Origin of the sequence: Geobacillus sp. 47C-IIb (assembly GCF_014679705.1) — a bacterium.
Classification (GTDB): domain Bacteria; phylum Bacillota; class Bacilli; order Bacillales; family Anoxybacillaceae; genus Geobacillus; species Geobacillus thermodenitrificans.
The window spans coordinates 3312344-3333887 of record NZ_CP061473.1 but is presented as its reverse complement, the minus strand read 5'-3'; the positions used below and the strand labels follow the sequence as shown (position 1 = coordinate 3333887).

The following is a 21544-nucleotide window of genomic DNA, read 5'->3' as shown; positions in this document are numbered from 1 at the left end:
TCATGATATGAGCCCATCTCGTTTCAGCGGCAAACATTCCTGACTTAGATCTTATCCTTGAATACTCATGCTTCGTCCTCCATTTTTTTCAGCAACACATTCAGTTTATGAAGAGCAAAATGAAAATCCAGCTGCTCTTCCTCATCCAATCGGATGAACTTTTCCAAAAATCTCTCGTATATATACGTCCATTTTTTTTCGATCACTTCTTTTCCCTTAGGGGTCAAAGAAACTAAAACAGCCCGTTTATCTTTCGGATCCGGCATTTTGGTCAAATAGCCTCTAGCCTCTAAGTTCCTAATGATGATTGTTAACTGTTGCTTTGCTACATTTAACCCCTTACTGATCTCCTTAAGATTCATTGCCCTTTGTTGCATATACATAAATTCCATGACATGATTCTGCATATGTGATAATTCGGTTGCCCCTTTATTTAACTCGCTAAACCTGCCAAACAAGTTGGATATTAAAGCAACAAACTCTTCAGCGATTTCTTTCATCATGGTCATAAGCAGACACCTCACTTAGTAAACATTTTATTACTATTATCAATTTTATTCAACTAATAAAGTCTTGTTTAGTAAAATTATATTTACCATTTTGTTATATACTACAAAGCTTCGCTTTTCTAACAGCGTTTCCTCATGAAAAGGAAACTTGACATTGTCCATGAACAGATGCCCTTTCCCCTCGCTAAGGGGAACGAATACGAATATCACGTCTCATGGATAAAAGGTTTCCACAGAGAGGGGAAGCGGCACCTTCACTGCCTGCACCATGAAAAAAGGAGAACAGTCATCTCCTGTTCTCCTTTTTCTTCTTTATATTCCCGTGCGCGAATCCATTCGTTGTATGAAAGAAACCCATCCCCATAAAGCAATACAACTACAAATGCCAAGCGCTACTCGCATGTATGAGGCCGATCCGCGAAAAAGACGTTGTCCGCCTCCTTTGTGTCCCCTTCTCCTTTATCTTCGAGCCGCTTTGTACACATACAGCACTACTGCACTAATCATCGTCACTCCGATCAATGACCATACATAAACAATCGGTGGTCCCGCTTGACCGAACACCACTTCGTTCGACAACTGATCGACGCTCTCCCAGGCGCTGGCGATGTCAGGTTGATACATCTTTGTTTTCCAGTACCCAAGACTGATCGTTGCCGCAATATACACGACATGGGCAACGAGCGAAATCGCGAAAGCCTGGATCATCGTTTTCACCGAACATCCCTCCAACGATCAAAAGTAAGCCGTTCCACTCTCGAACACAGCGGCTCAAATGCTGCCCCATTTATTTTTCCAAAATTTTTCCTATCATTCCCTTCTATTTTACCATGCCGATGAGTCAATAGGCAAAACCGATCCTCCTTCAGAGTGAATGAATACTTTGCGGGAGCTTTTTGAGGAGCTATTCTTCGAAGTGTTCCCACACGTCCCCCGTCCCTTCAAGGATGTCATAACGCTCATTCACAAATTCTACGCTTGAGCTGTTTCATCTCCATCTTTCATGAGCGGCTAGGATTGTCTCTCCTTTGACGAAAAATGAAGAGGCCGTCCGCCTTCACAAACCGCTCCCCGTCCTGATCGTTCATGAATCGGCTGATGGAATGAATGATGTTCAAAGGAACCATACACTGAAAATTCCCTGTCTTGTTTCTATGATTATGAAAAACGTGTACGATCACCAACGATTAGTATCGTATGATCACAAATTTGACAAACAAAAATGTGATTCCTAGCGTACATAGCGGGTAAATACAGACGGATGGATCGTTTTCAATAAGGGGGAGAAAACATGAAGTTAGAAGGAAAAGTTGCCATCGTCACAGGTGCTGCCTCGGGTATGGGAAAAGCCATCGCCCAGCTGTTCGCCAAAGAGGGGGCGAAAGTTGTTGTCTCGGATATTCATGAAGAAGGACAACAGGCGGTTGTCAAAGAAATTACGGAAAATGGAGGCACGGCGATCGGCATCACCGCCGATGTCGCTAATAAGGAACATGTGGAACGGTTGATCGATGAGACAGTGCAAACGTTTGGTTCACTCGACATTTTAGTCAACAATGCCGGAATAATGGACAACTTTGTACCTGCCGCTGATGTGACCGATGAATGGTGGGAGAAAGTGTTTGCCGTTAACACCACAAGTGTAATGCGAGCAACCCGGAAAGCATTGTCGATTTTTCTTTCCAAAAAAAGCGGAGTGATCATCAACATCGCTTCTGTCGGCGGGCTTAACGGATCGCGGGCCGGCGCCGCCTACACCGCTTCAAAACACGCCGTCATCGGATTGACAAAAAACGTTGGCTTCCAATACGCGAAAGAAGGGATTCGCTGCAACGCCATCGCTCCCGGCGGCGTGAGCACCAACATCGGCGCAACGATCACCGCTCCCCATCCGTTCGGAATGGAGCGGGCCACAGCTGGTTCCCATTTGAATCCACGCACCGGCGAGCCGGAGGAAATCGCAAAAATCGCCCTGTTTCTAGCTTCTGATGACTCGAGCTTCATCAACGGTGCCGTCATTGTCGCCGATTCCGGCTGGACAGCCTACTGACGTCCAAATCGGAAAAAGGCCATTCCGAACGCACTCATGCCTTTTCGGAATGGCTTTTCTTCATTACAATGCTTCTCTTCATTTCCCTAAAAGCGGCGAATTCGTTTTCGATGATCGTGCCGACATCGTTTCTGATGATATAACCAACCGTTCATGGGACGGATGCAATCCTGACCTCCTTCCCCTTGCTATCGCCCGACGTTTACTGGGAGGAACGCTCATCATCTATCTGCTGTTGTAACGCTTGGAACAATTCCTTTGTCTCTTCCGGTGTGCGGCGATTAAGCATGATGTATGCCCCGTCTCTCCGCTTCACATACAAATACGGTGAAGATGACTTAACGATAAACAACTTGCCCCTGCCGTACGGTTTTTCAAGAACAAACTCCCCTTTCAATCGGCCATATGCCGCAAATCCGTTGGCCTTAAAGACGACCTCTGGCAGCTCTTTTAATAATTGAACCTCTTCAATGTCGCGAGTCGACCACTCTTCCCCATATTCTCCCATGACAATCAACTTCCCGGGCTGGACGACTACTTCGTTTTCCCGGAACCCATAATATCCTAGCACGACAATCAAAGCGATGACCGCTACTGCAATTCCACTTGTAAGCCAAATATATTTTTTTCGTTTCCGTTTCACTTCATAACGTTGAATGTAAATAGTGCCGCCAAGCAAAAAAACGAGAAAAACAGCTAACCCAATCTCAAATACATACGGTAAACGAAATATGTATGCTAACACGGCAATAAACAGCAGCCACCATGAATAGAAAAGCAATTTCCCCGTTGCTTCCACATAGCCGTTTTCCATTAATAGCTCCTGCTCTTCCTTTGGACGGAGCGCAAATCCGGAAATAAGTTCATATCGCTTTTTCTTCACAATCAAATACCAAAGCCCGCCATGCACAATAAGCGCAAATCCCATGGCCACGAAAAAGGCTATCATCCCTGCATCCATCGCCTCTTCCTCTCCCTTTTTCGTTTAGTTAAGCCGAAATGGAGTGTCTTCTTCTATGTAAATCATTTTCTATTATGTTACCATACTTCCTGTACTAGGAAACATCCCTTTCTTTTTTCTAATGGTTCATCTTGACCAAACGTCTACTCCCCCAAAAATAAGGAATATTCACCAGCTTATCATTGAAATCAGTTGAACTATCGTAGGCTTTGTTTTGATATCGCCCAGACATACACGATGATTGATCGATCCATTTGACAACAAAAAAATGAATGAACATTCATTCTTTGTGGTATAATGGTGCCAGCATCTCCGCATAAAAGGAGGGACGTTCACCATGTGGATCAATAAAGTGATCAAAAAACGGTTTGAAACGGACATAGTCCAACATGTGCATATCGCCAAAGGAACGGCCATGTTTCAAGGCGTTCGGCTTGCCGTCCGTTGCTTCGTCGTTGACGGCGTCTTGATTGACACCGGCGCAAAATCGATGGAAAACGAATTCACCTCGTTTTTCCAACAGCAAGACATCGACCAAGTCGTGATCACTCATTTTCACGAAGACCATACCGGTTGTGCGGCGTTTTTGCAGCGATCGATGGGATTGCCCATCTATATGAATGAGCCGATGATCGAGTATTGCCGGCAAAAGGCGGACTATCCATTGTATCGGAAAATCTTTTGGGGAAAGCGTGACCCGTTTGCCGCCAAACCCATCGGCGCCACGTTTTCCTCCCGGAACGCAACGTGGGATGTGATCCCAACGCCCGGCCATGCGATCGATCATGTCGTCTTTTTGAACCGCGAAACGGGGCAGCTGTTTAGCGGCGACTTATACTGCCAAGAGAAAACGAAAGTCATCTTGCGTGAGGAGGACATTCCGACGATCATCGCCTCCTTGCAACACGTGTTGACGTACGATTTCGGTGACGTCTTTTGCGCCCATGCCGGCTATCTCCTGAACGGGCGTGAGGCGTTGCAGCGAAAGCTCGACTATTTGCTTGAACTCCAAGGCACGATCATCGACCTATACGAAAAAGGAACGCCGCCAAAACAAATTCAGGCGCTCCTGTTTCCGAAAAAGTACCCGATCATCTTTTTTTCCGGCGGCGAGTGGGATTCGCTGCATATCGTCCGTTCGGTGATTCGGGACTATGAAGCAAAACAAGCAAGTTGAAGCGGGACGACCCCAAACGGCCATGAAACGGCCTAAGGGGTGTCCTTTTTTCTATATAATTGTGTTTGTCCACCGCTCTTGCCGACTTTGGCCTAGAGACCCGATTGTTTACAGAACCATCGAGCCCATCTAGCAGTGAGAAGTTGGCCTCCATTCCTTTCTACACAAAACAGCAACTATATTGGGTGCAAATCGGACAAATTAAGAAAAAACGAAAGGGATGATCTAAGCCATGAACGACACACCGCACGTGAAATTGCACGGGTTTAACAATTTGACGAAGTCGCTCAGCTTCAATATGTACGATATTTGCTATACGAAAACACCCAAGGAGCGGGAAGCGTATATTTCCTATATCGACGATGTTTACAACGCCGAGCGGCTGACAAACATTTTGAAACACGTCGCCGACATCATCGGCGCCCATGTGTTAAACATCGCCAAACAAGATTACGTTCCGCAAGGCGCAAGTGTGACGATGCTCGTTTCCGAAGGGCCGGTTGTAGAAGTGCCGCAAGCCGAGGCGCCGTTGCCTGAGGCAGTCGTGCTTTCGCTTGATAAAAGCCATATTACCGTTCATACATACCCAGAATACCATCCGAGTGATGGAATTAGTACGTTCCGTGCCGATATTGACGTCGTCACCTGCGGAGAAATTTCGCCGTTAAAAGCGCTCGATTATTTGATTCAGTCGTTTGAAGCCGACATTATGATAATCGATTACCGCGTGCGCGGGTTTACACGTGACATTCACGGATACAAATTGTTTATTGACCATGATATTACATCGATTCAAAATTATATTCCAGAAGATATTCGTGAGAAGTACGATATGATTGACGTGAACATTTATCAAGAGAACATTTTCCATACAAAATGCAAGCTGCGGCAGTTTGATTTAGACAACTATCTATTCGGACATACGGAAAACAGTATTGGACGAAATTTTTTACGGAAAAAATATGCCTAGCGGCTTTTAAGAAAAGGAAGCTTTTCGGCACTGTGCTCACCGATCAGCCATTCAAGCTTCCCCTGCAGCTTCTCCGTTTGCACTATGTATGGTATGCTAGTAGAAAAAAGGAAAAGGTGTTAGTATGGGATCGTACATCGTTGTCGGAGCTGGCATTTTAGGAGCGGCGGTGGCCTACCACTTAGCGAAAGAAGGGGCTGCCGTGACGATCATCGACCGCGGTGACAAAGGACAGGCGACCGATGCGGCGGCGGGGATCGTTTGCCCTTGGTTGTCGCAGCGCCGCAACCAAAAATGGTACCGATTGGCGAAAGGCGGGGCGAAGTTTTATCCTTCCCTCATTGAAGAACTGCAATCATATGGAGAAACGGAAACCGGCTATGCGCGCGTCGGGACGCTCTGCTTGCATACGGATGAACAAAAGCTTGAGCAGATGAAAGCGCGCGCTCTCAAACGGCGCGAAGATGCACCGGAAATCGGGGACATCGTGCAACTTGATCCGAAGGAAGCAAAAGAGTTGTTTCCGCTACTAGCTGATGGGTATCAGGCCATTTATGTAAGCGGGGGAGCTCGCGTCAACGGCCGAGCGCTGCGCACTGCGCTTCTCAATGCGGCCCAAAAGCTCGGGGCCATCCATGTTCGTGGAAATGCTCGCCTTCTCCATCAGGGAACGCGCATCATCGGCGTGGAAGCGGATGGAACGACCTATGCCGCTGAAGCTGTCATCATCACGGCGGGCGCTTGGGCCGGCGAGTTGCTTCGCCCTCTAGGCATCGAGCTGCTCGTCACACCGCAAAAAGGACAACTCATTCACTTAGAACATCCGAACCACGACACGTCCCATTGGCCTGTTGTCATGCCACCGAGCAATCAGTATATGCTCGCCTTTCCAAGAGGTAGAATGGTGATCGGAACAACACACGAAGATGAAGCAGGCTTGGACGTCCGCCCTACCGCCGGAGGAATGCACGAATTATTGGACAAAGCGCTCACCGTTGCGCCAGGGCTCTCCGTTTGCACATACATCGAAACGCGGGTTGGATTCCGTCCGCGCACACCTGGGTTTCTCCCGATCTTTGGGGTACTTCCCGGCTTTACCGGCCTTTACATCGCCAACGGCCTCGGCTCCTCAGGGCTCACTGTCGGCCCTTATTTAGGGGCGGAACTAGCCAAGCTCGTGCTCGGCATCCCGACCGAACTCGACCCTCATGACTATGACGTCACGAGCGCCATCGCCCCGCTTGCCTAACGCCGCGCCGTGTTCGAAATAAACGGCCGCCGACCGAGCCGATTGCCATCACACTCGTCAAACAAAGGTCTTATCGACTGCGAATTCGATAGAGCGTTGCGCCGCTTCGACAAAGCTGATAGCTGCTCGTCAGCTTTGTCCTTCGTATTTTTTTAATTGTTCGGTCAGCTTCTGAAACAAATCCATATCTTTACGGTCGAGCGCCTGGTCAATTTGCAGTCTTAACCTTGACATTTCATGACGCTTTAACGCTTCATCCAACACTTGCTCGGCCTCTTTCGCCATTTTTTCATGGCGCTCATGCCGACGAACGTTCTCAAATGCCCGATGATCAATCAGCCGAAGATACGAAAAATTTCTGGCCTTCCCCGGAAAGTAAAGCGTCAAATACAACGGTTCATTCGGGCGCAGCGCCAAATCGCCCATAATCGCCGCCAACCCCGTGCTTTTCTGGCCACCGCGATAAAAAACAAGCCCTTCTTCCTCCGCCGTCGCAGCCGAAATAATCAGCCACCGTGCTTGTTTTTGCCCGTTTTCGGTAAAATGGACGTTTTCAAGCAAATGCGGATGTTGAAGCAAATAATTGAGCACAAACCGGGCATCCGGATGCTTTAAGCGATAATTTTGCAAAAACGAAGTTAAAAAGTGACGCTTTTCTAATGACGACACCCACCTCATTACATCACCCCCTTACGAAACCTGCGCAAGGCCCCTCTGCCTTTAAGCACGGGGACATTGTATCCTAATCTATTCGTTTACCGCTACAACATTGTCTGATAACTTGACCAATGCCGTTCCAAACCGCGGCACCAATCAGGCCAATATAGACAAAAGCCGACCTGTTTGATTTGATCTGTTTGTCTATACAGTATAGCTCATTTCAGCCTTCCATGCAGCAACGGCCAACAACAGGAAAGTTCTGCTAAAAAAAAGCTGCCCTTCGTCTTCGGGCAGCTTGTTGTTTATGGGCGCTGAGCGCCACAGGCCGGCAATCTACTGAATCACACACATTCAAACGAGCTGCAATGCCAGTCCTTCTCTTAAACCGAGCATCTCCGCTGTTGCGGCTTGAATGTCGTGCAAAAGTCGTTCGTTTTTCATGAGCGATACACCGTAGGAAGGAATCATTTCTCTCACCTTCGGCTCCCACTCTTTCATTCGTTCCGGGAAACATTTCGTGATTACTTCTAGCATGACATGAACCGCGGTCGAAGCGCCTGGCGAGGCGCCAAGCAACGCCGCAATCGAACCATCAGCCGCATGGACGACTTCTGTACCGAATTGCAACGTTCCTTTGCCGCCAGCTTCCGTATCTTTGATCACTTGCACGCGCTGGCCAGCAACAATGACATCCCATTCCTCGCTTTTGGCTGTCGGAACAAACTCGCGCAACTCTTCCATGCGTTGTTCTTTCGACAACATCACTTGCTGGATTAAGTAATTGGTAAGCGCCATATTTTTCACGCCTGCCGCCAACATCGTCAAAAGGTTATGCGGTTTGACCGATGTAAATAAATCGAGCATCGACCCGTTTTTCAAAAACTTCGGCGAGAAGCCGGCAAACGGTCCAAACAACAACATTTTTTGATTGTTGATAAACCGCGTATCCAAATGCGGAACCGACATCGGCGGCGCGCCGACTTTCGCTTTGCCGTACACTTTCGCATGGTGCTGCTCAACCACATCCGGATTGTTGCACACCATAAACAATCCACTGACCGGGAATCCGCCAATCCCTCTTCCTTCCGGAATACCGGATTTTTGCAACAGATGGAGGCTTCCTCCCCCAGCACCAATGAAGACAAATTTGGCCACATGACGTTCAACAGCGCCGCTATCTAAATCGCGCACTTTTAACTCCCATAGACCGTCGCTTGTCCGCTTGATGTCATCAACATGATGACGGTAATGAATCTCGACATTTTTCCGTTTTAAATGCTCAAACAGTTTGCGCGTCAGTGCCCCAAAGTTCACATCTGTTCCTGATTCGATCCGCGTAGCTGCGATCGGCTCGTTCACAACGCGATTTTCCATCATGAGCGGTATCCATTCGGCCAACTTTTTCGGATCATCAGAAAATTCCATACCTTTAAACAGCGGGTTATTCACCATTGTTTCATACCGCTTTTTCAAAAATGCGACATTGTCTTCCCCTTGCACGAAGCTCATATGAGGCAACGGACGAATGAACTCTTTTGGATCACGAAGCACCCCGCTGTTCACTAAATAAGCCCAAAACTGCAAGGAAACGTAAAATTGCTCATTGATTTTGATGGCTTTGCTGATGTCAATGGACCCATCGGGCTTCTCAACGGTATAGTTCAGCTCGCAAAGAGCCGCATGCCCTGTTCCGGCATTGTTCCACTCGTTGGAGCTTTCCACTCCTGCTTCTTCCAGTCTTTCAAATACAGTGATGTCCCACTCCGGTGCCAACTCTTTTAACAACGTTCCCAACGTGGCGCTCATAATGCCGGCGCCGATTAAGATCACATCAGTTTTGGTTTGTTTGTTGCCCATGTTTACCATCCCTATCTACTAATATTTACAAAAGCGGTGAGCGACCGCTCGAAATGATTCCACTGATACCCCCGTTTACCTTGTTGAGGGCGGTTACACAATTTATTATAACACATTTTACTAATAGTATGTCACTATTATTAATAAACATGAAAATATATTAGTATAATTAAATATTCACTACATGATAAATCTTTCAATAGTAGAAGCTAGTAGTTTCCTTTTATATTAATTTTACAAAATAGCTGAATATTTCGCTACTACTCTAAAGAAAAAATTTTTCGCCAGGCAATGGAACTCCATCCAGAAGCAGTACATGTCTTCCACTACAGCCAAGAGTCCATCAGTCCAATATTGATCACCGCCTATCGTATTGTATTGCTTCTTCCCCACTTGTGTGCATCCTCGATGTCTTTCCGTTCAATCCAACAGCATGAATCCCAAAAAATAAAAGCAACCAACCGTGCATCACGATTGGTTGCCTAACAATGACCTATTCTGGTCTTTGCAGGGCGATTTATTCAGTTTCCAAAGACAAGCCTCAGACTTGCGACAGCCGATGCTATATGTCTATATAGCCAGAGCAACACCTAAAATGTATTCCACGATACAAGCCAAACCTGCTCCGACAACAGTCAATTCATTGCGAAGCTCTGTATCCCCTTATCTATTTATTTCCTATCTTCACGCCTCACTCCCCAAAAAAGAACGGTATATCGCCACCGTCATCATTGATATTCTTCAAATGACCGAATGAGTCCATTCACCCCCCTCCCTCCTTGTCAAGCTTCGTCGCTTTGCAAACGATCGACTGCCGCACTATCCGTGCCATCTTCCCTTAGCCAAAGAGAAGACAATCGTTTTCCTAAAAAATACGCGTACTGTAATAGCCATTTTCATGCCTAGACGGAGCATGAAATGCACTCACTAACATGTTCGTGGCAAACCGCTTATGCAGGGAATCGCCAGATTACTCCTTTCTCCGGTAATATGTTCCGTCAAATGAGACGCCGGCTCCATGCCAGTAAAGGCATTCTGAAAGTTAAGTCCATATAATTGTGTAAAAAGGGAAATAGAAAAAGAGCCATGTTGCTTCCCCTTTGGTAGAATAAACAGTGGACCAAAAACACCAAACATAAGGAGGAATGCAACCATGGCTCAATATCATATTACCCTAAATGATGAACTTTTGCACGGGTTATTCACCAGAGATGAGGGATTAGCTAAGCTATTGGAACAAGTCCTCAATCAAATCCTCGAGGCACAAGTAGAAGAACAGCTGGGAGCTCGCCGTTATGAACGAACGGAAGAACGAAAAGGCTATCGAAACGGTTCGTATCCACGCCAGCTGACGACCCGGGTGGGACGGTTGACCTTGCGCGTTCCACGGACAAGAGATGGGGAGTTCTCTACGGAACTGTTCCAACGGTATCAACGGAGCGAACAAGCACTGGTACTGGCACTAATGGAAATGGTGGTAAACGGGGTGTCTACCCGAAAAATCACTCAAATCACGGAGGAATTATGCGGCACTTCGTTTTCCAAGTCCACGGTCTCCTCACCGTGCAAGGGACTGGATCCGATTATCCAAGACTGGAATTACCGTTCCCTTCATGAACACGTGTATCCGTTTGTGCTAGTAGATGCTATTTATACGAAAGTCCGGGAGGATGGACGAGTACGCTCCAGAGCCGTGTTGATCGCTACAGGAGTGAATGAGGAAGGATATCGGGAAATTCTTGGCCTGCAAATCGGAAACAGTGAATCGGAGTCCAGCTGGAGCGAGTTCTTCGGATGGCTGAAAGACCGGGGACTCCGGGGAGTGGACTTGATCATCTCGGATCAGCACGGTGGGCTGGTGCAAGCCATTGAAAAGCATTTCCAAGGCGCTACATGGCAACGATGCCAGACACATTTTATTCGCAATATCCTCGATGCCGCACCAAAGTATATGCAGGATGCCTTGCTCGAGGAGATTCGTGGGATTCTTCATGCTCCAAATAAGCAAACGGCCCGGCTGTTATTGGAACAAGTGCTGGCCAAATGGGAAGAAAAAGCCCCAAAAGCCATGCAAATCCTCGAAGAGGGATTCGAAGACGCCACCGCCGTATTGGACTATCCGGACCGTTACCGGCGGCGCCTGCGCACGACCAACGGAGTGGAACGGCTGAACGAAGAAATTCGCCGCAGAGAACGGGTCATCCGCATCTTTCCGAACCGGGAATCGGTGTATCGCCTCGTTGGTGCCGTGTTGATCGAAATCGATGAAAAATGGATGTCAGGGCGCAAATACTTGGATATGGCTGAATATTGGCAGTGGCGGAAAACGAAAGAGCAAGGAGTCCGATCGGTGAATCAGGAGGCTCCGGCGATCAAGAGAGTGGGATAACCTCTACGCCGTGTCAAGGAGAACGTGGAATACCGGAGCGAAGCGAGGATATGCCGCGAAAGCTCCTTGACACGCCTGTTCCTTGACAACATGATCATTTGTCCGGGAAGGCGACCGGCAGGGAGACTTGCCGGTCTTACCTACCATACGTCAAGTCATCAGGTCCATGTTGTCTATCAAAGGGGAATTTACACAATAATTTGGACTTGACCATATATTGTTCAGTCTATATCGTTGTGTAAAAAGCCTTTGAAAATAAGTGGGCCATTTTTTACTCCTCTCGCTTAGGAGGTAGTTATCTAGACAACACAACATTCGAAGGAGGGGAAGTGGTTCCTGTCACAGACACTTGATGAAAACATTTGATGAAATATGTATGAAGACGGTGAGAGGAAAACCATATCGTAAGAAACATTGGTACTTCAAGGTTTAACAGCTATTCACTTCCCCACCGTGCAAAATTCATGCAAAATTTTTTTGGATTCTATCGTTTTTTTCGGGATTCCTAAAAGATGAAAAACGACCGCAAACGCGGTCGTATCAGGGGTTTCGGGGATGTTAATCCAAATGAATCGTATGTAAGTGGCGGCCCCGAGAGGATTCGAACCTCCGACGCACGGTTTAGGAAACCGACGCTCTATCCACTGAGCTACGGGGCCGTGCAGATCCTGTGCTCTGCAACAACTTGGCAAACGAAGCCACCCTAGGGTCGTTGTAATGGAGCAAGCCACGGCAATGATGTTCTCGCCTGTAGCTTCGTTTGCATCATCAACATCAGCGGGTAGGGCAACGCCTCCGCAGTTCCACTTTCTTTTTCTGCTCTCCCCATTACGGCTGGATAAGGGGAAACACAGCGCGATGCGCGCCTATAAGGCGTACAGCCTGTATTATAACGGTTTTTCGCCATGGTGACAAGATCTTCTTTTTATGCAAGTAAACTTCTATTTTCCCATCATCATCTTTGTCAGGCTCTATTTCGTTCGCTCTGCGTATCCCCTATTGGGATGAAAAACTGGTGATTGAGCGGACTACGAAACTCAATCATGCGGTTTCTCAAATGGAGAAACCACATGAACGAGCTATTTCATTTTGTGAAGTCCCTATGGATGGAAGGGAAAGGGAGATTTTGAACAGAAACAGATACATGCCTTGCTTCACAATCCCCCCATTGGCAACCATACTTTTTCACCAGCCGACTCACAACCGCCCTGTTGATCTGGTTCGTGTCTTGGAATTCATCAAGACGTAGAATAATGATAGAGTTTTACGCAATCCGTTCAGGTCGTTACACATCATTCCTTGAGTTTTGGTTATAAGCTGTTCAATCGATTTCTTTCAATCTTGATTGTATTATCCTTTCCATCCAATACATCTGCACGTTTGCTGCCGTAGAGGCGCAACTTAGGAGATCCTTTGACCGCCTTGATGGAGAGTCTCGACGTTCCACGAGTTTGTTGTTTTTGGATATCCACACATTCGAGAAACTCATTCCAATGCACAATAGCAATGACTTGATTCGAATCATTTAACTGTCTCTGAGCGCAAATAAAAGCAAAAATAATCTCTTTCTCTTTGCTGCTTTCTAAATGCAGTTTGTTAATTTCCTTAATCTCATTGTCGCTGAATGAAAACGACCAGGTGAAATCTTTTGAACCTGATGGAGTCGTATTGTATTTCGTATAAATGAGATATGTGCCTTTATCCGTTGTTACTTCATAAATTTGACGGTTGTCGTTTTCCTTTTCAAATAGCGCGGGAACCAGCCCGCCGTTGACCAACACAGAAAGCAATGACCCGTAATAATAATCAGCTTTGCGAATGACAGCCACCTTGCTCCCCCTCCTACTACTTTAGGACTCACATTTCGCACCCTAACAAGGTCAAAACAAAGGATTTTTTATTTAGTTTTTCAGAATAACTTTTTGACCAACACAACGAGCGATGGCAATCCCTTTTTTTACCATCGCTGGTCGTTCCGTATCACGTTACACGTAGATGCTCTCATCCATGCCCAATCCCTGCAGAATCCTTCGCTGATCAGGGGTAAGGGAGCGATCCAGTGAGCGTTGGATGCGCCCATCCGGCAGCTTGAACAGGACGACGTTCACATATTGAAACAGCTGAAAAATCGCCTGTCCCGTCGGCCGGGTCAGCTTGCGGCCTCCAGGACCCTTCAACGGGTGTTCTGGAGTAATAAACTGACGCACTCGGCGCTGAAAAACGCGGTAAATAGCCAAGGCCAACAGAAACAAATAGCCTAATACTGCGACCCGTTCTGGTTTTTTGACGTAAATCTCATCCGTGAAAAACGGATCTTTCAAAAAAGCGAAGTTCATTTCCACCGAGATCTGCCCTTTATACAGCTTCAAGATCTCTTGGGCATCCATGGGTTGGCCCTTCCATTCCTTCGGAACGGTCGTGACAAGGACAAACCGGGACGCTTTCCGTCTCGCCTGTTCCCACGCGTCTTGGTCGAATTCGACGTCAAGGTGCAAGAAATACAGCGTCTCCACCTCGGGTTCCGCCCCTTTTTTCGGCCGTCCGCGCCGTTTTTTCAGGCGTACGATCTCTTCGACCGCGGCCTCAACCCGATGAAACCGGGGGCGAAGGGACGCCTTGAGGGACGCCAAGGCTTGTTCGGCATCTTCCCGGCAGGAGAAGGGGTGACGCTCCCAACGGGCTTGTTCTCGCGAAGAAGCTCCGCTTCTTTGGTTCGTTCTTTTTCAAGCGTCTTTCCTTTTCGCTGGTCGAGCGCGCTCGATTCAACAACGATCAGCCGAACGGGGTGGCCTTCATACGTCGAGGCCGTTTCCCATACCCGGTACGTGGCGCCGTTTCTCTCCGCCAACGTAAAGGGATCGCTCCACGTCGTGTCCTCAGCATCCGCTTCGGCCAGCGCGGTTTTCACGATCCGGAGCGACGAAGGGCCTCTGGTGATCAAAAAGGCGTTGGCCGCTTTGGTTTGCGCCAGGGTCTCTTTCGTCATCGCGGCGGAATCGGCCACGTAAATCCATTCGTCTTCGATTTTGGCCTGCTTCAGCTGTTCATGGACACGAGACAGCACCTCGGGATTCCATGTTTTATCGGGCAGGTTGCCATCGTGCACATCGCCGTAAAACGGGATGCCGTCCTCGTTGCCGACCAGTCCGAAACCGATCTGTTTTTGCCAACGATGATGGCGGTTGTAGCCATGTGTGATTTGTAAGGCCTCTAACGAGGCCGATTCATACGCGCCGTAAACGGTCTTGTCCGTCGTATCGGCGTGGAAGGCTCGGAGGGAAAGGCCTTCTTTTCGATAAATATGAATCAAGCAAGTGCTGATGACGTTGTGAATGCCAGCCTCATACAGGCGATCGAGATGACGGGCCAACGCATCGTCGTTCAACCAGGAAGGATGGAGATCGGGACGGATGAGTTTCTCACAATCGACCTCCTGAGCCCAATGTTCCAAGTGAACAAGGGCTTGCCGGCCGTCAAACACATTGTAGAGGATGGCCTGAACGGCATCGCTGACTCGCGTTTGGCACTGCGGATCGACGGGCACGAGATGGTCAATCAATTGAGGCAGACCCAGTTTCTTGAATAGGGCACTTATTATATTCAAATAAGAATTGCGATAGACCTTTTTGACTTGAACGTTCATAAGAGAAAAACTCCTTTACGTTCCTTGTGTGTCAAGGATTCATTCGACATCGGAACGAAAAAATCCTCCCGATTTTCGTCGAGAGGGTGCGAAATGTGAGTTAGGAAAATTCGACTATATTAAATTTGGCACAACACTGGTGTAAAAATTTCTCCTCTAACAAGATGACAAAAACCTATTTACAGTCGGCTACGCTTATTCCACTAAAAATCCACGCAGGCAATCAACACTTTCACAAATAAACAGAAGCCATTGCGGCTTCTGTTTTGTCCCCACTTTCAACGACTCAAAACCCGTAACATAAACTGCTCCACATCATTCTCTGGTCCGATAAATTCAACATCTGTGCCGAGCGCATGAAAATGTTTACGGGCGAAGGCAATTTTGCTTGATTCGCCAGGACGCAGTTCATCTTCCCATTCCTGTCCTTTCGTCTCAAGAACGAAGTACAGTTTTTCCTCTCCATCTTTTTCAATGACAAGCGCCCAGTCCGGATTGTAAGAGCCGATCGGAGTATCGATTTTGAACCAGCTCGGCAGTTTAACATACACTTTGACGTGTTCGTCGTTTTCAAAGCGCCTAGCAAATCGCTCTTCTATATCGGAATCGTAAATGATATGGTCAAACGGCGATTTTTGGCTTGGGATGGCATTATCATTCAGATAAGCTAGAAGTTCCTCATTTTGGAACAACTCAACCGCATAATAGACACCATCGCCAATTTTGTGATATTTCACGCCGTCTTTCAGCAGCTGCCTCATTTGCCGTTGGATGATATTGGCGACTTCCTCAATAAACTTTTGTGGATTGTTTTTGAAATCATCCAGCCGCTTGCACCCGGTTAAAATACGGACAATGGTTTTTCGTGTTAAATTGGTGCGGTTTTGCAGCTCAGTAATTACGTCTGGAAGCGTATGGTGTAAGCTGACGTAATCTTCCACGCTTTCGCTTACTGTTTGCGCCTGTACTCCCGTGACGCGATCAATTTCCACTTTTCCTTTGCGGCTTAAAATACGTATTTTGTGAATTGGCGCCATATCTTGAATGCTTTTGATACATTTTTCAATCAATTGTTCGCTGTCGAAATCGACGGAATAGACCGTTTTATACTTGATTTTGTCCCATAACTGTCTGAATTCTTCCTGATTGAATACCGAGATATTTAATTTTACTTTTTGCTTTTTGGTCGCGTCTTTGATCGGCAATGCTTGTAAGTGGCGTTTTATTTCTTTGACGATTGCCGGAAGCCATGGCTGAAACTCTGTGCTTAAGCGCAAGTCATAGTTTTCTATTGCTTTCTTTAATTCAGAGGTAACCATGCTATGTTTGTCGATATAGCCATTTTGCTTTAATTCTTCATATAATTTTACAGATAAGTCATAGCCCATTTGCACCGGCTCTTCCGTCTTCTCGTCGACAAAGACGAGTTTGGCAAATAGATGTTTTTCGATTTTGCCGAATTTGACTCCTGTTTCTTCTTCGATTTCTTTTTGTAGCGTCGCCACGAATTCTTCGTACGATTCATTCGCCATGACTGTTAGCGTGTTGATATGATAGTCTTGCACACGCTCCCCTTTTTGGTTAACAGCCAGGCGCAATCCACGACCAATTTCCTGTCGTCTCGATACATACGTGCCAGTGGAATCTTTCAACGTGCAAATTTGAAAGACGTTCGGGTTGTCCCATCCTTCACGAAGCGCCGAATGGGAGAAAATGAAGCGAAGCGGCTCATGGAGACTAAGCAGCCGTTCTTTGTCTTTCATAATAAGGTTGTACACATCGGTGTCTGCTTCCGTATTTCCTTTTGTATCTTTCAGGCGGCCCTTTTTATCTTGCGCGAAATATCCGTTGTGCGCTTTTTCCACGTCCGGATCAATGCCGGGGTCATCCCAGAGCGGGCGGTATTTCGGTTTTTGGATCAAATTCTTATATTCTTCCTCAAACATCACCGCATACTTTCCCTTAATTGGATTGCCGTCTTTATCATAATCGCGGTAATGGGCGACTTTGTCGATAAAGAAGAGGCTTAATACTTTAATGCCGCGGCGGCGAAGCTGCAGCTCTTTGTTCAAATGCTCTTCGATCGTTTTGCGGATTTGATACCGTCTGATCGCATCGTCATCCAAATCGCCGATGGCTTCTCCAATTTGCAAGCGGTAGCCATTGATTTCGATCGCTTCGTTTCCTTCTGTCCAATCGATTTGCTCTACGATATAACCGCGATACAATTCGCGCTCCCCAGAAATATCGTATAAATCATCTCCGTATTTCACCGTTTTCGTCGTCCGTTTCACCTTTCCGCGCGATTCGACGTCCAGTTCGATCTTCGCTTTTCTTTCCTTTACCTCGATTAGTTTTATGTACGGCACATTAAAAGACGGTTCAGAACGAACAGACATCACTTCGATTTTTTTGACGAGTTTTTGATTATACGCGTCCACGGCGTCAAGACGATACACCATATTATATTTTTCCACATGGGTCGCCGAGTAACGCAGTGTGCAAAGCGGATGGAGCGAAGCGATCGCCTCTTTCGATTTCGGCGTCGTATCCACGCTTTGCGGTTCGTCGATAATAACAATCGGTTTCGTCTGTTGAATAAATTCGATTGGGCGATAGCCATTCAGGCGGTCGTTCGGACGGTGAATGACATTCGCTTTATTTTCTTTTTCCGGATCTTCAAAGCTTTTACGGAACGCGTCGATATTAATGATCATAATTTGAATTGTTGTCGCTGTCGCAAAGTTACGGACTTGATCGGGTCAAGTCCAAATTATTGTGTAAATTCCCCTTTGATAGACAACATGGACCTGATGACTTGACGTATGGTAGGTAAGACCGGAAAGTCTCCCTGCCGGTCGCCTTCCCGGACAAATGATCATGTTGTCAAGGAACAGGCGTGTCAAGGAGCTTTCGCGGCATATCCTCGCTTCGCTCCGGTATTCCACGTTCTCCTTGACACGGCGTAGAGGTTATCCCACTCTCTTGATCGCCGGAGCCTCCTGATTCACCGATCGGACTCCTTGCTCTTTCGTTTTCCGCCACTTCCAATATTCAGCCATATCCAAGTATTTGCGCCCTGACATCCATTTTTCATCGATTTCGATCAACACGGCACCAACGAGGCGATACACCGATTCCCGGTTCGGAAAGATGCGGATGACCCGTTCTCTGCGACGAATTTCTTCGTTCAGCCGTTCCACTCCGTTGGTCGTGCGCAGACGCCGACGATAACGGTCCGGATAGTCCAATACGGCGGTGGCGTCTTCGAATCCCTCTTCGAGGATTTGCATGGCTTTTGGGGCTTTTTCTTCCCATTTGGCCAGCACTTGTTCCAATAACAGCCGGGCCGTTTGCTTATTTGGAGCATGAAGAATCCCACGAATCTCCTCGAGCAAGGCATCCTGCATATACTTTGGTGCGGCATCGAGGATATTACGAATAAAATGTGTCTGGCATCGTTGCCATGTAGCGCCTTGGAAATGCTTTTCAATGGCTTGCACCAGCCCACCGTGCTGATCCGAGATGATCAAGTCCACTCCCCGGAGTCCCCGGTCTTTCAGCCATCCGAAGAACTCGCTCCAGCTGGACTCCGATTCACTGTTTCCGATTTGCAGGCCAAGAATTTCTCGATATCCTTCCTCATTCACTCCTGTAGCGATCAACACGGCTCTGGAGCGTACTCGTCCATCCTCCCGGACTTTCGTATAAATAGCATCTACTAGCACAAACGGATACACGTGTTCATGAAGGGAACGATAATTCCAGTCTTGGATAATCGGATCCAGTCCCTTGCACAGTGAGGAGACCGTGGATTTGGAAAACGAAGTGCCGCATAATTCCTCCGTGATTTGAGTGATTTTTCGGGTAGACACCCCGTTTACCACCATTTCCATTAGTGCCAGTACCAGTGCTTGTTCGCTCCGTTGATACCGTTGGAACAGTTCCGTAGAGAACTCCCCATCTCTTGTCCGTGGAACGCGCAAGGTCAACCGTCCTACCCGGGTCGTCAGCTGGCGTGGATACGAACCGTTTCGATAGCCTTTTCGTTCTTCCGTTCGTTCATAACGGCGAGCTCCCAGCTGTTCTTCTACTTGTGCCTCGAGGATTTGATTGAGGACTTGTTCCAATAGCTTAGCTAATCCCTCATCTCTGGTGAATAACCCGTGCAAAAGTTCATCATTTAGGGTAATATGATATTGAGCCATGGTTGCATACCTCCTTATGTTTGGTGTTTTTGGTCCACTGTTTATTCTACCAAAGGGGAAGCAACATGGCTCTTTTTCTATTTCCCTTTTTACACAATTATATGGACTTAACTCTTGATCGAGTTTTTGTGAGTCGTAAATAAAGTATTCGACTGGCGTATGGTCATACAGTTCATTGAAATGGTCCCGCGTAATTTGCAGCGACTTGTATACCCCTTCGCGAATCGCCACGGACGGAACGACAATGACAAATTTCGTAAACCCGTAATGTTTATGCAATTCGTAAATCGTCCGTAAATAAACGTATGTCTTCCCCGTCCCCGTTTCCATTTCGACAGTAAAATGCATTCCGTCCAACTTTTCGCTACGCGGCAGGCCGTTTTTCATTTGAATGTCCTGCACGTTTTTTAAAATTTCTTCAGGCGTAAGGTCGAGCCGATTCCCTACGCCTAAATCCGTTTGAAGCATCCCTGCGTTTGGTCCATACGAAACGGTGAAGTTGGACTGACTCATTTCTTGCCCTTTAAAAATTTGCACAACGGAATCAATCGCCCGTTTTTGATAATCCAAGTCCGCGATAAACTTCAGCTTCATCGGTTACACACTCCTAACATCCGTAATGCCGTGCTTTTTCAACGTTTGCAAGGCATTTGTTTTCACCGCGTCGCTTATAAAGCCGGACTCTTTAAAAATGACTTTCGGCGGCATATGCTCGGATTGATATTTCATCATCTCCTGAACGATATCCAAGTCGATGTCGTCTTCTAGACATACCAACACGGAACCGTAGGCAACGTTATAAATCGTTTTGCCGTTATAATCAATTTCTTCAATTGGTGTGGTAAGCGGCAGACCGATTTTCAGCAAAATCTCATACAACAAATCTTCTTTCGTGCGGTCTTCTTTAATATTATCCTGCAAATCGAAAAGGGTTTGCTCCAAGTTGTCGAAATCAGGATCCCATGTTTTCACGTTGGAAGAATCGAGCTTAAACACTTTAAAACCAATATCTAAATCCGTTTTTCCTGTTTCCTGAACGATTTTCTCACCCGCACGACGGATGCGTTCTTTGCCGATTTCACAAATGTTTTTATACCCTGCTTTATACGCCTCCGATTTTTCATCGGTCTTCTCTGGCAACTGCACCATAATAAACTTGCGATTTCCGCCGTCTTCTGCATTTAATTGCATTACTGCGTGAGCGGTAGTTGCAGAGCCGGAGAAAAAGTCTAAAATAATCGAATCCTTATCACCCACACTTAATATTCTTTTCATAAATGCTAGCTGTTTAGGATTATCAAATGGCGTATTAAATTCTTTTAGTAATGCATTATCTGGTCTTTGATCATCGGACATGATTGATTTAGGTCTTTGTGTGAGATTTTCATCTAAATATCTTTTTATCGTTGGTAGGCTACCATCTGTGTGAAAATGTATTCTATTTTCTTTAATTAGTTCATTCAATTTTTCAGGACTATATCTAAATCCTCCGGGTGGCACAGGATCTTCTTTTCCAGTTAAAGGATTAATAATTGGGGTCATATTTCCATTCTTTACCCCTCCTAAATTATCTTTACGATATACACCTCTCTCATCAACATACCAGTAATTAACAAAATCTATAAACCTTGGATATTTAGTTAATTGTTTTAATTCTTCAGTTATTTGCTCATTACTTAACCCCAGATTTTTCAACTCTTCGATTTTACGTTTATACTCTTCTATATTATTTTTAGGAACCGACCATTTATTTTCAGCATGCTTAGTGGATAATACAGAAATATCTCTTGCATAAATTAAACAATAATCATGACCCGAGTTCGACAGTTTTGAGGCCATTTTAGGCAAATGAAAATGGCCAAAATGCTGTT

13 protein-coding genes, 1 tRNA gene and 3 pseudogenes are annotated in these 21544 nt (G+C 46.6%); 5 read left to right on the top strand and 12 right to left on the bottom strand.

The window, feature by feature from the left end; all coding sequences use genetic code 11:
• Nucleotides 1-65: 65 nt before the first annotated feature.
• Together IC804_RS16810 and IC804_RS16805 are read right to left on the bottom strand one after the other, a co-directional pair.
• Complete coding sequence (locus tag IC804_RS16810; RefSeq protein ID WP_008879462.1) at nt 66-509, bottom strand: MarR family winged helix-turn-helix transcriptional regulator; 444 nt, start codon at nt 507-509, stop codon at nt 66-68.
• 459 nt (nt 510-968) lie between these two features.
• On the bottom strand, nt 969-1217 hold the full coding sequence (locus IC804_RS16805; protein ID WP_216367225.1) for a hypothetical protein: 249 nt from the start codon (nt 1215-1217) through the stop codon (nt 969-971).
• Between the two features lie 583 nt (nt 1218-1800).
• Here IC804_RS16805 and IC804_RS16800 point away from each other — a divergent pair.
• Entirely contained in the window at nt 1801-2559 is a 759-nt protein-coding gene (locus IC804_RS16800) for an SDR family oxidoreductase (protein ID WP_011887236.1), read from the top strand.
• Nucleotides 2560-2761: 202 nt separating this feature from the next.
• Here IC804_RS16800 and IC804_RS16795 read toward each other — a convergent pair whose 3' ends face one another.
• Nucleotides 2762-3487 (bottom strand): DUF3784 domain-containing protein, encoded by a 726-nt coding sequence (locus IC804_RS16795; RefSeq protein ID WP_223812838.1) that lies wholly within the window; start codon nt 3485-3487, stop codon nt 2762-2764.
• 370 nt (nt 3488-3857) lie between these two features.
• On the opposite strand from IC804_RS16795, the gene IC804_RS16790 reads away from it, so the two are divergent.
• The 3 genes and pseudogenes from IC804_RS16790 (at nt 3858) to IC804_RS16780 (ending at nt 6916) form a co-directional block, all read left to right on the top strand.
• A complete protein-coding gene (locus tag IC804_RS16790; RefSeq protein ID WP_081157580.1) occupies nt 3858-4697 on the top strand; it encodes an MBL fold metallo-hydrolase in 840 nt (279 codons plus the stop codon).
• 232 nt (nt 4698-4929) lie between these two features.
• Nucleotides 4930-5677 (top strand): annotated as a pseudogene (speD, locus tag IC804_RS16785) (adenosylmethionine decarboxylase).
• 114 nt (nt 5678-5791) lie between these two features.
• Nucleotides 5792-6916 carry an NAD(P)/FAD-dependent oxidoreductase gene (locus IC804_RS16780; RefSeq protein ID WP_008879468.1) on the top strand — a complete coding sequence of 375 codons (1125 nt, stop codon included), beginning with the start codon at nt 5792-5794 and terminating at the stop codon, nt 6914-6916.
• 129 nt (nt 6917-7045) lie between these two features.
• Here IC804_RS16780 and IC804_RS16775 read toward each other — a convergent pair whose 3' ends face one another.
• Complete coding sequence (locus tag IC804_RS16775) at nt 7046-7594, bottom strand: YpiB family protein (protein ID WP_011887232.1); 549 nt, start codon at nt 7592-7594, stop codon at nt 7046-7048.
• Nucleotides 7595-7927: 333 nt separating this feature from the next.
• Complete coding sequence (locus IC804_RS16770; RefSeq protein ID WP_181372671.1) at nt 7928-9442, bottom strand: malate:quinone oxidoreductase; 1515 nt, start codon at nt 9440-9442, stop codon at nt 7928-7930.
• A 1144-nt stretch (nt 9443-10586) separates the two neighbouring features.
• On the opposite strand from IC804_RS16770, the gene IC804_RS16765 reads away from it, so the two are divergent.
• The gene (locus IC804_RS16765; protein WP_190300630.1) at nt 10587-11822 is read left to right on the top strand and encodes an IS256 family transposase; all 1236 of its coding nucleotides are present in this window, start codon (nt 10587-10589) and stop codon (nt 11820-11822) included.
• 583 nt (nt 11823-12405) lie between these two features.
• Here IC804_RS16765 and IC804_RS16760 read toward each other — a convergent pair.
• The 7 genes and pseudogenes from IC804_RS16760 to IC804_RS16735 form a co-directional block, all read right to left on the bottom strand.
• Nucleotides 12406-12481 (bottom strand) — tRNA-Arg (locus tag IC804_RS16760).
• Between the two features lie 651 nt (nt 12482-13132).
• Nucleotides 13133-13651 (bottom strand): hypothetical protein, encoded by a 519-nt coding sequence (locus tag IC804_RS16755; RefSeq protein WP_060475782.1) that lies wholly within the window; start codon nt 13649-13651, stop codon nt 13133-13135.
• Between the two features lie 156 nt (nt 13652-13807).
• Nucleotides 13808-15465 (bottom strand): annotated as a pseudogene (locus IC804_RS16750) (IS1634 family transposase).
• Nucleotides 15466-15743: 278 nt separating this feature from the next.
• Nucleotides 15744-18182, bottom strand: coding sequence for a restriction endonuclease (locus tag IC804_RS16745; RefSeq protein WP_223812837.1), 2439 nt, complete (start codon nt 18180-18182; stop codon nt 15744-15746).
• Between the two features lie 255 nt (nt 18183-18437).
• Entirely contained in the window at nt 18438-19673 is a 1236-nt protein-coding gene (locus IC804_RS16740) for an IS256 family transposase (RefSeq protein WP_013400931.1), read from the bottom strand.
• A gap of 114 nt (nt 19674-19787) precedes the next feature.
• Nucleotides 19788-20267, bottom strand: a pseudogene (locus tag IC804_RS18755) (DEAD/DEAH box helicase family protein); the annotation flags it as partial.
• A gap of 3 nt (nt 20268-20270) precedes the next feature.
• On the bottom strand, nt 20271-21512 hold the full coding sequence (locus IC804_RS16735; RefSeq protein WP_223812959.1) for a DNA methyltransferase: 1242 nt from the start codon (nt 21510-21512) through the stop codon (nt 20271-20273).
• Between the last annotated feature and the right edge of the window lie 32 nt (nt 21513-21544).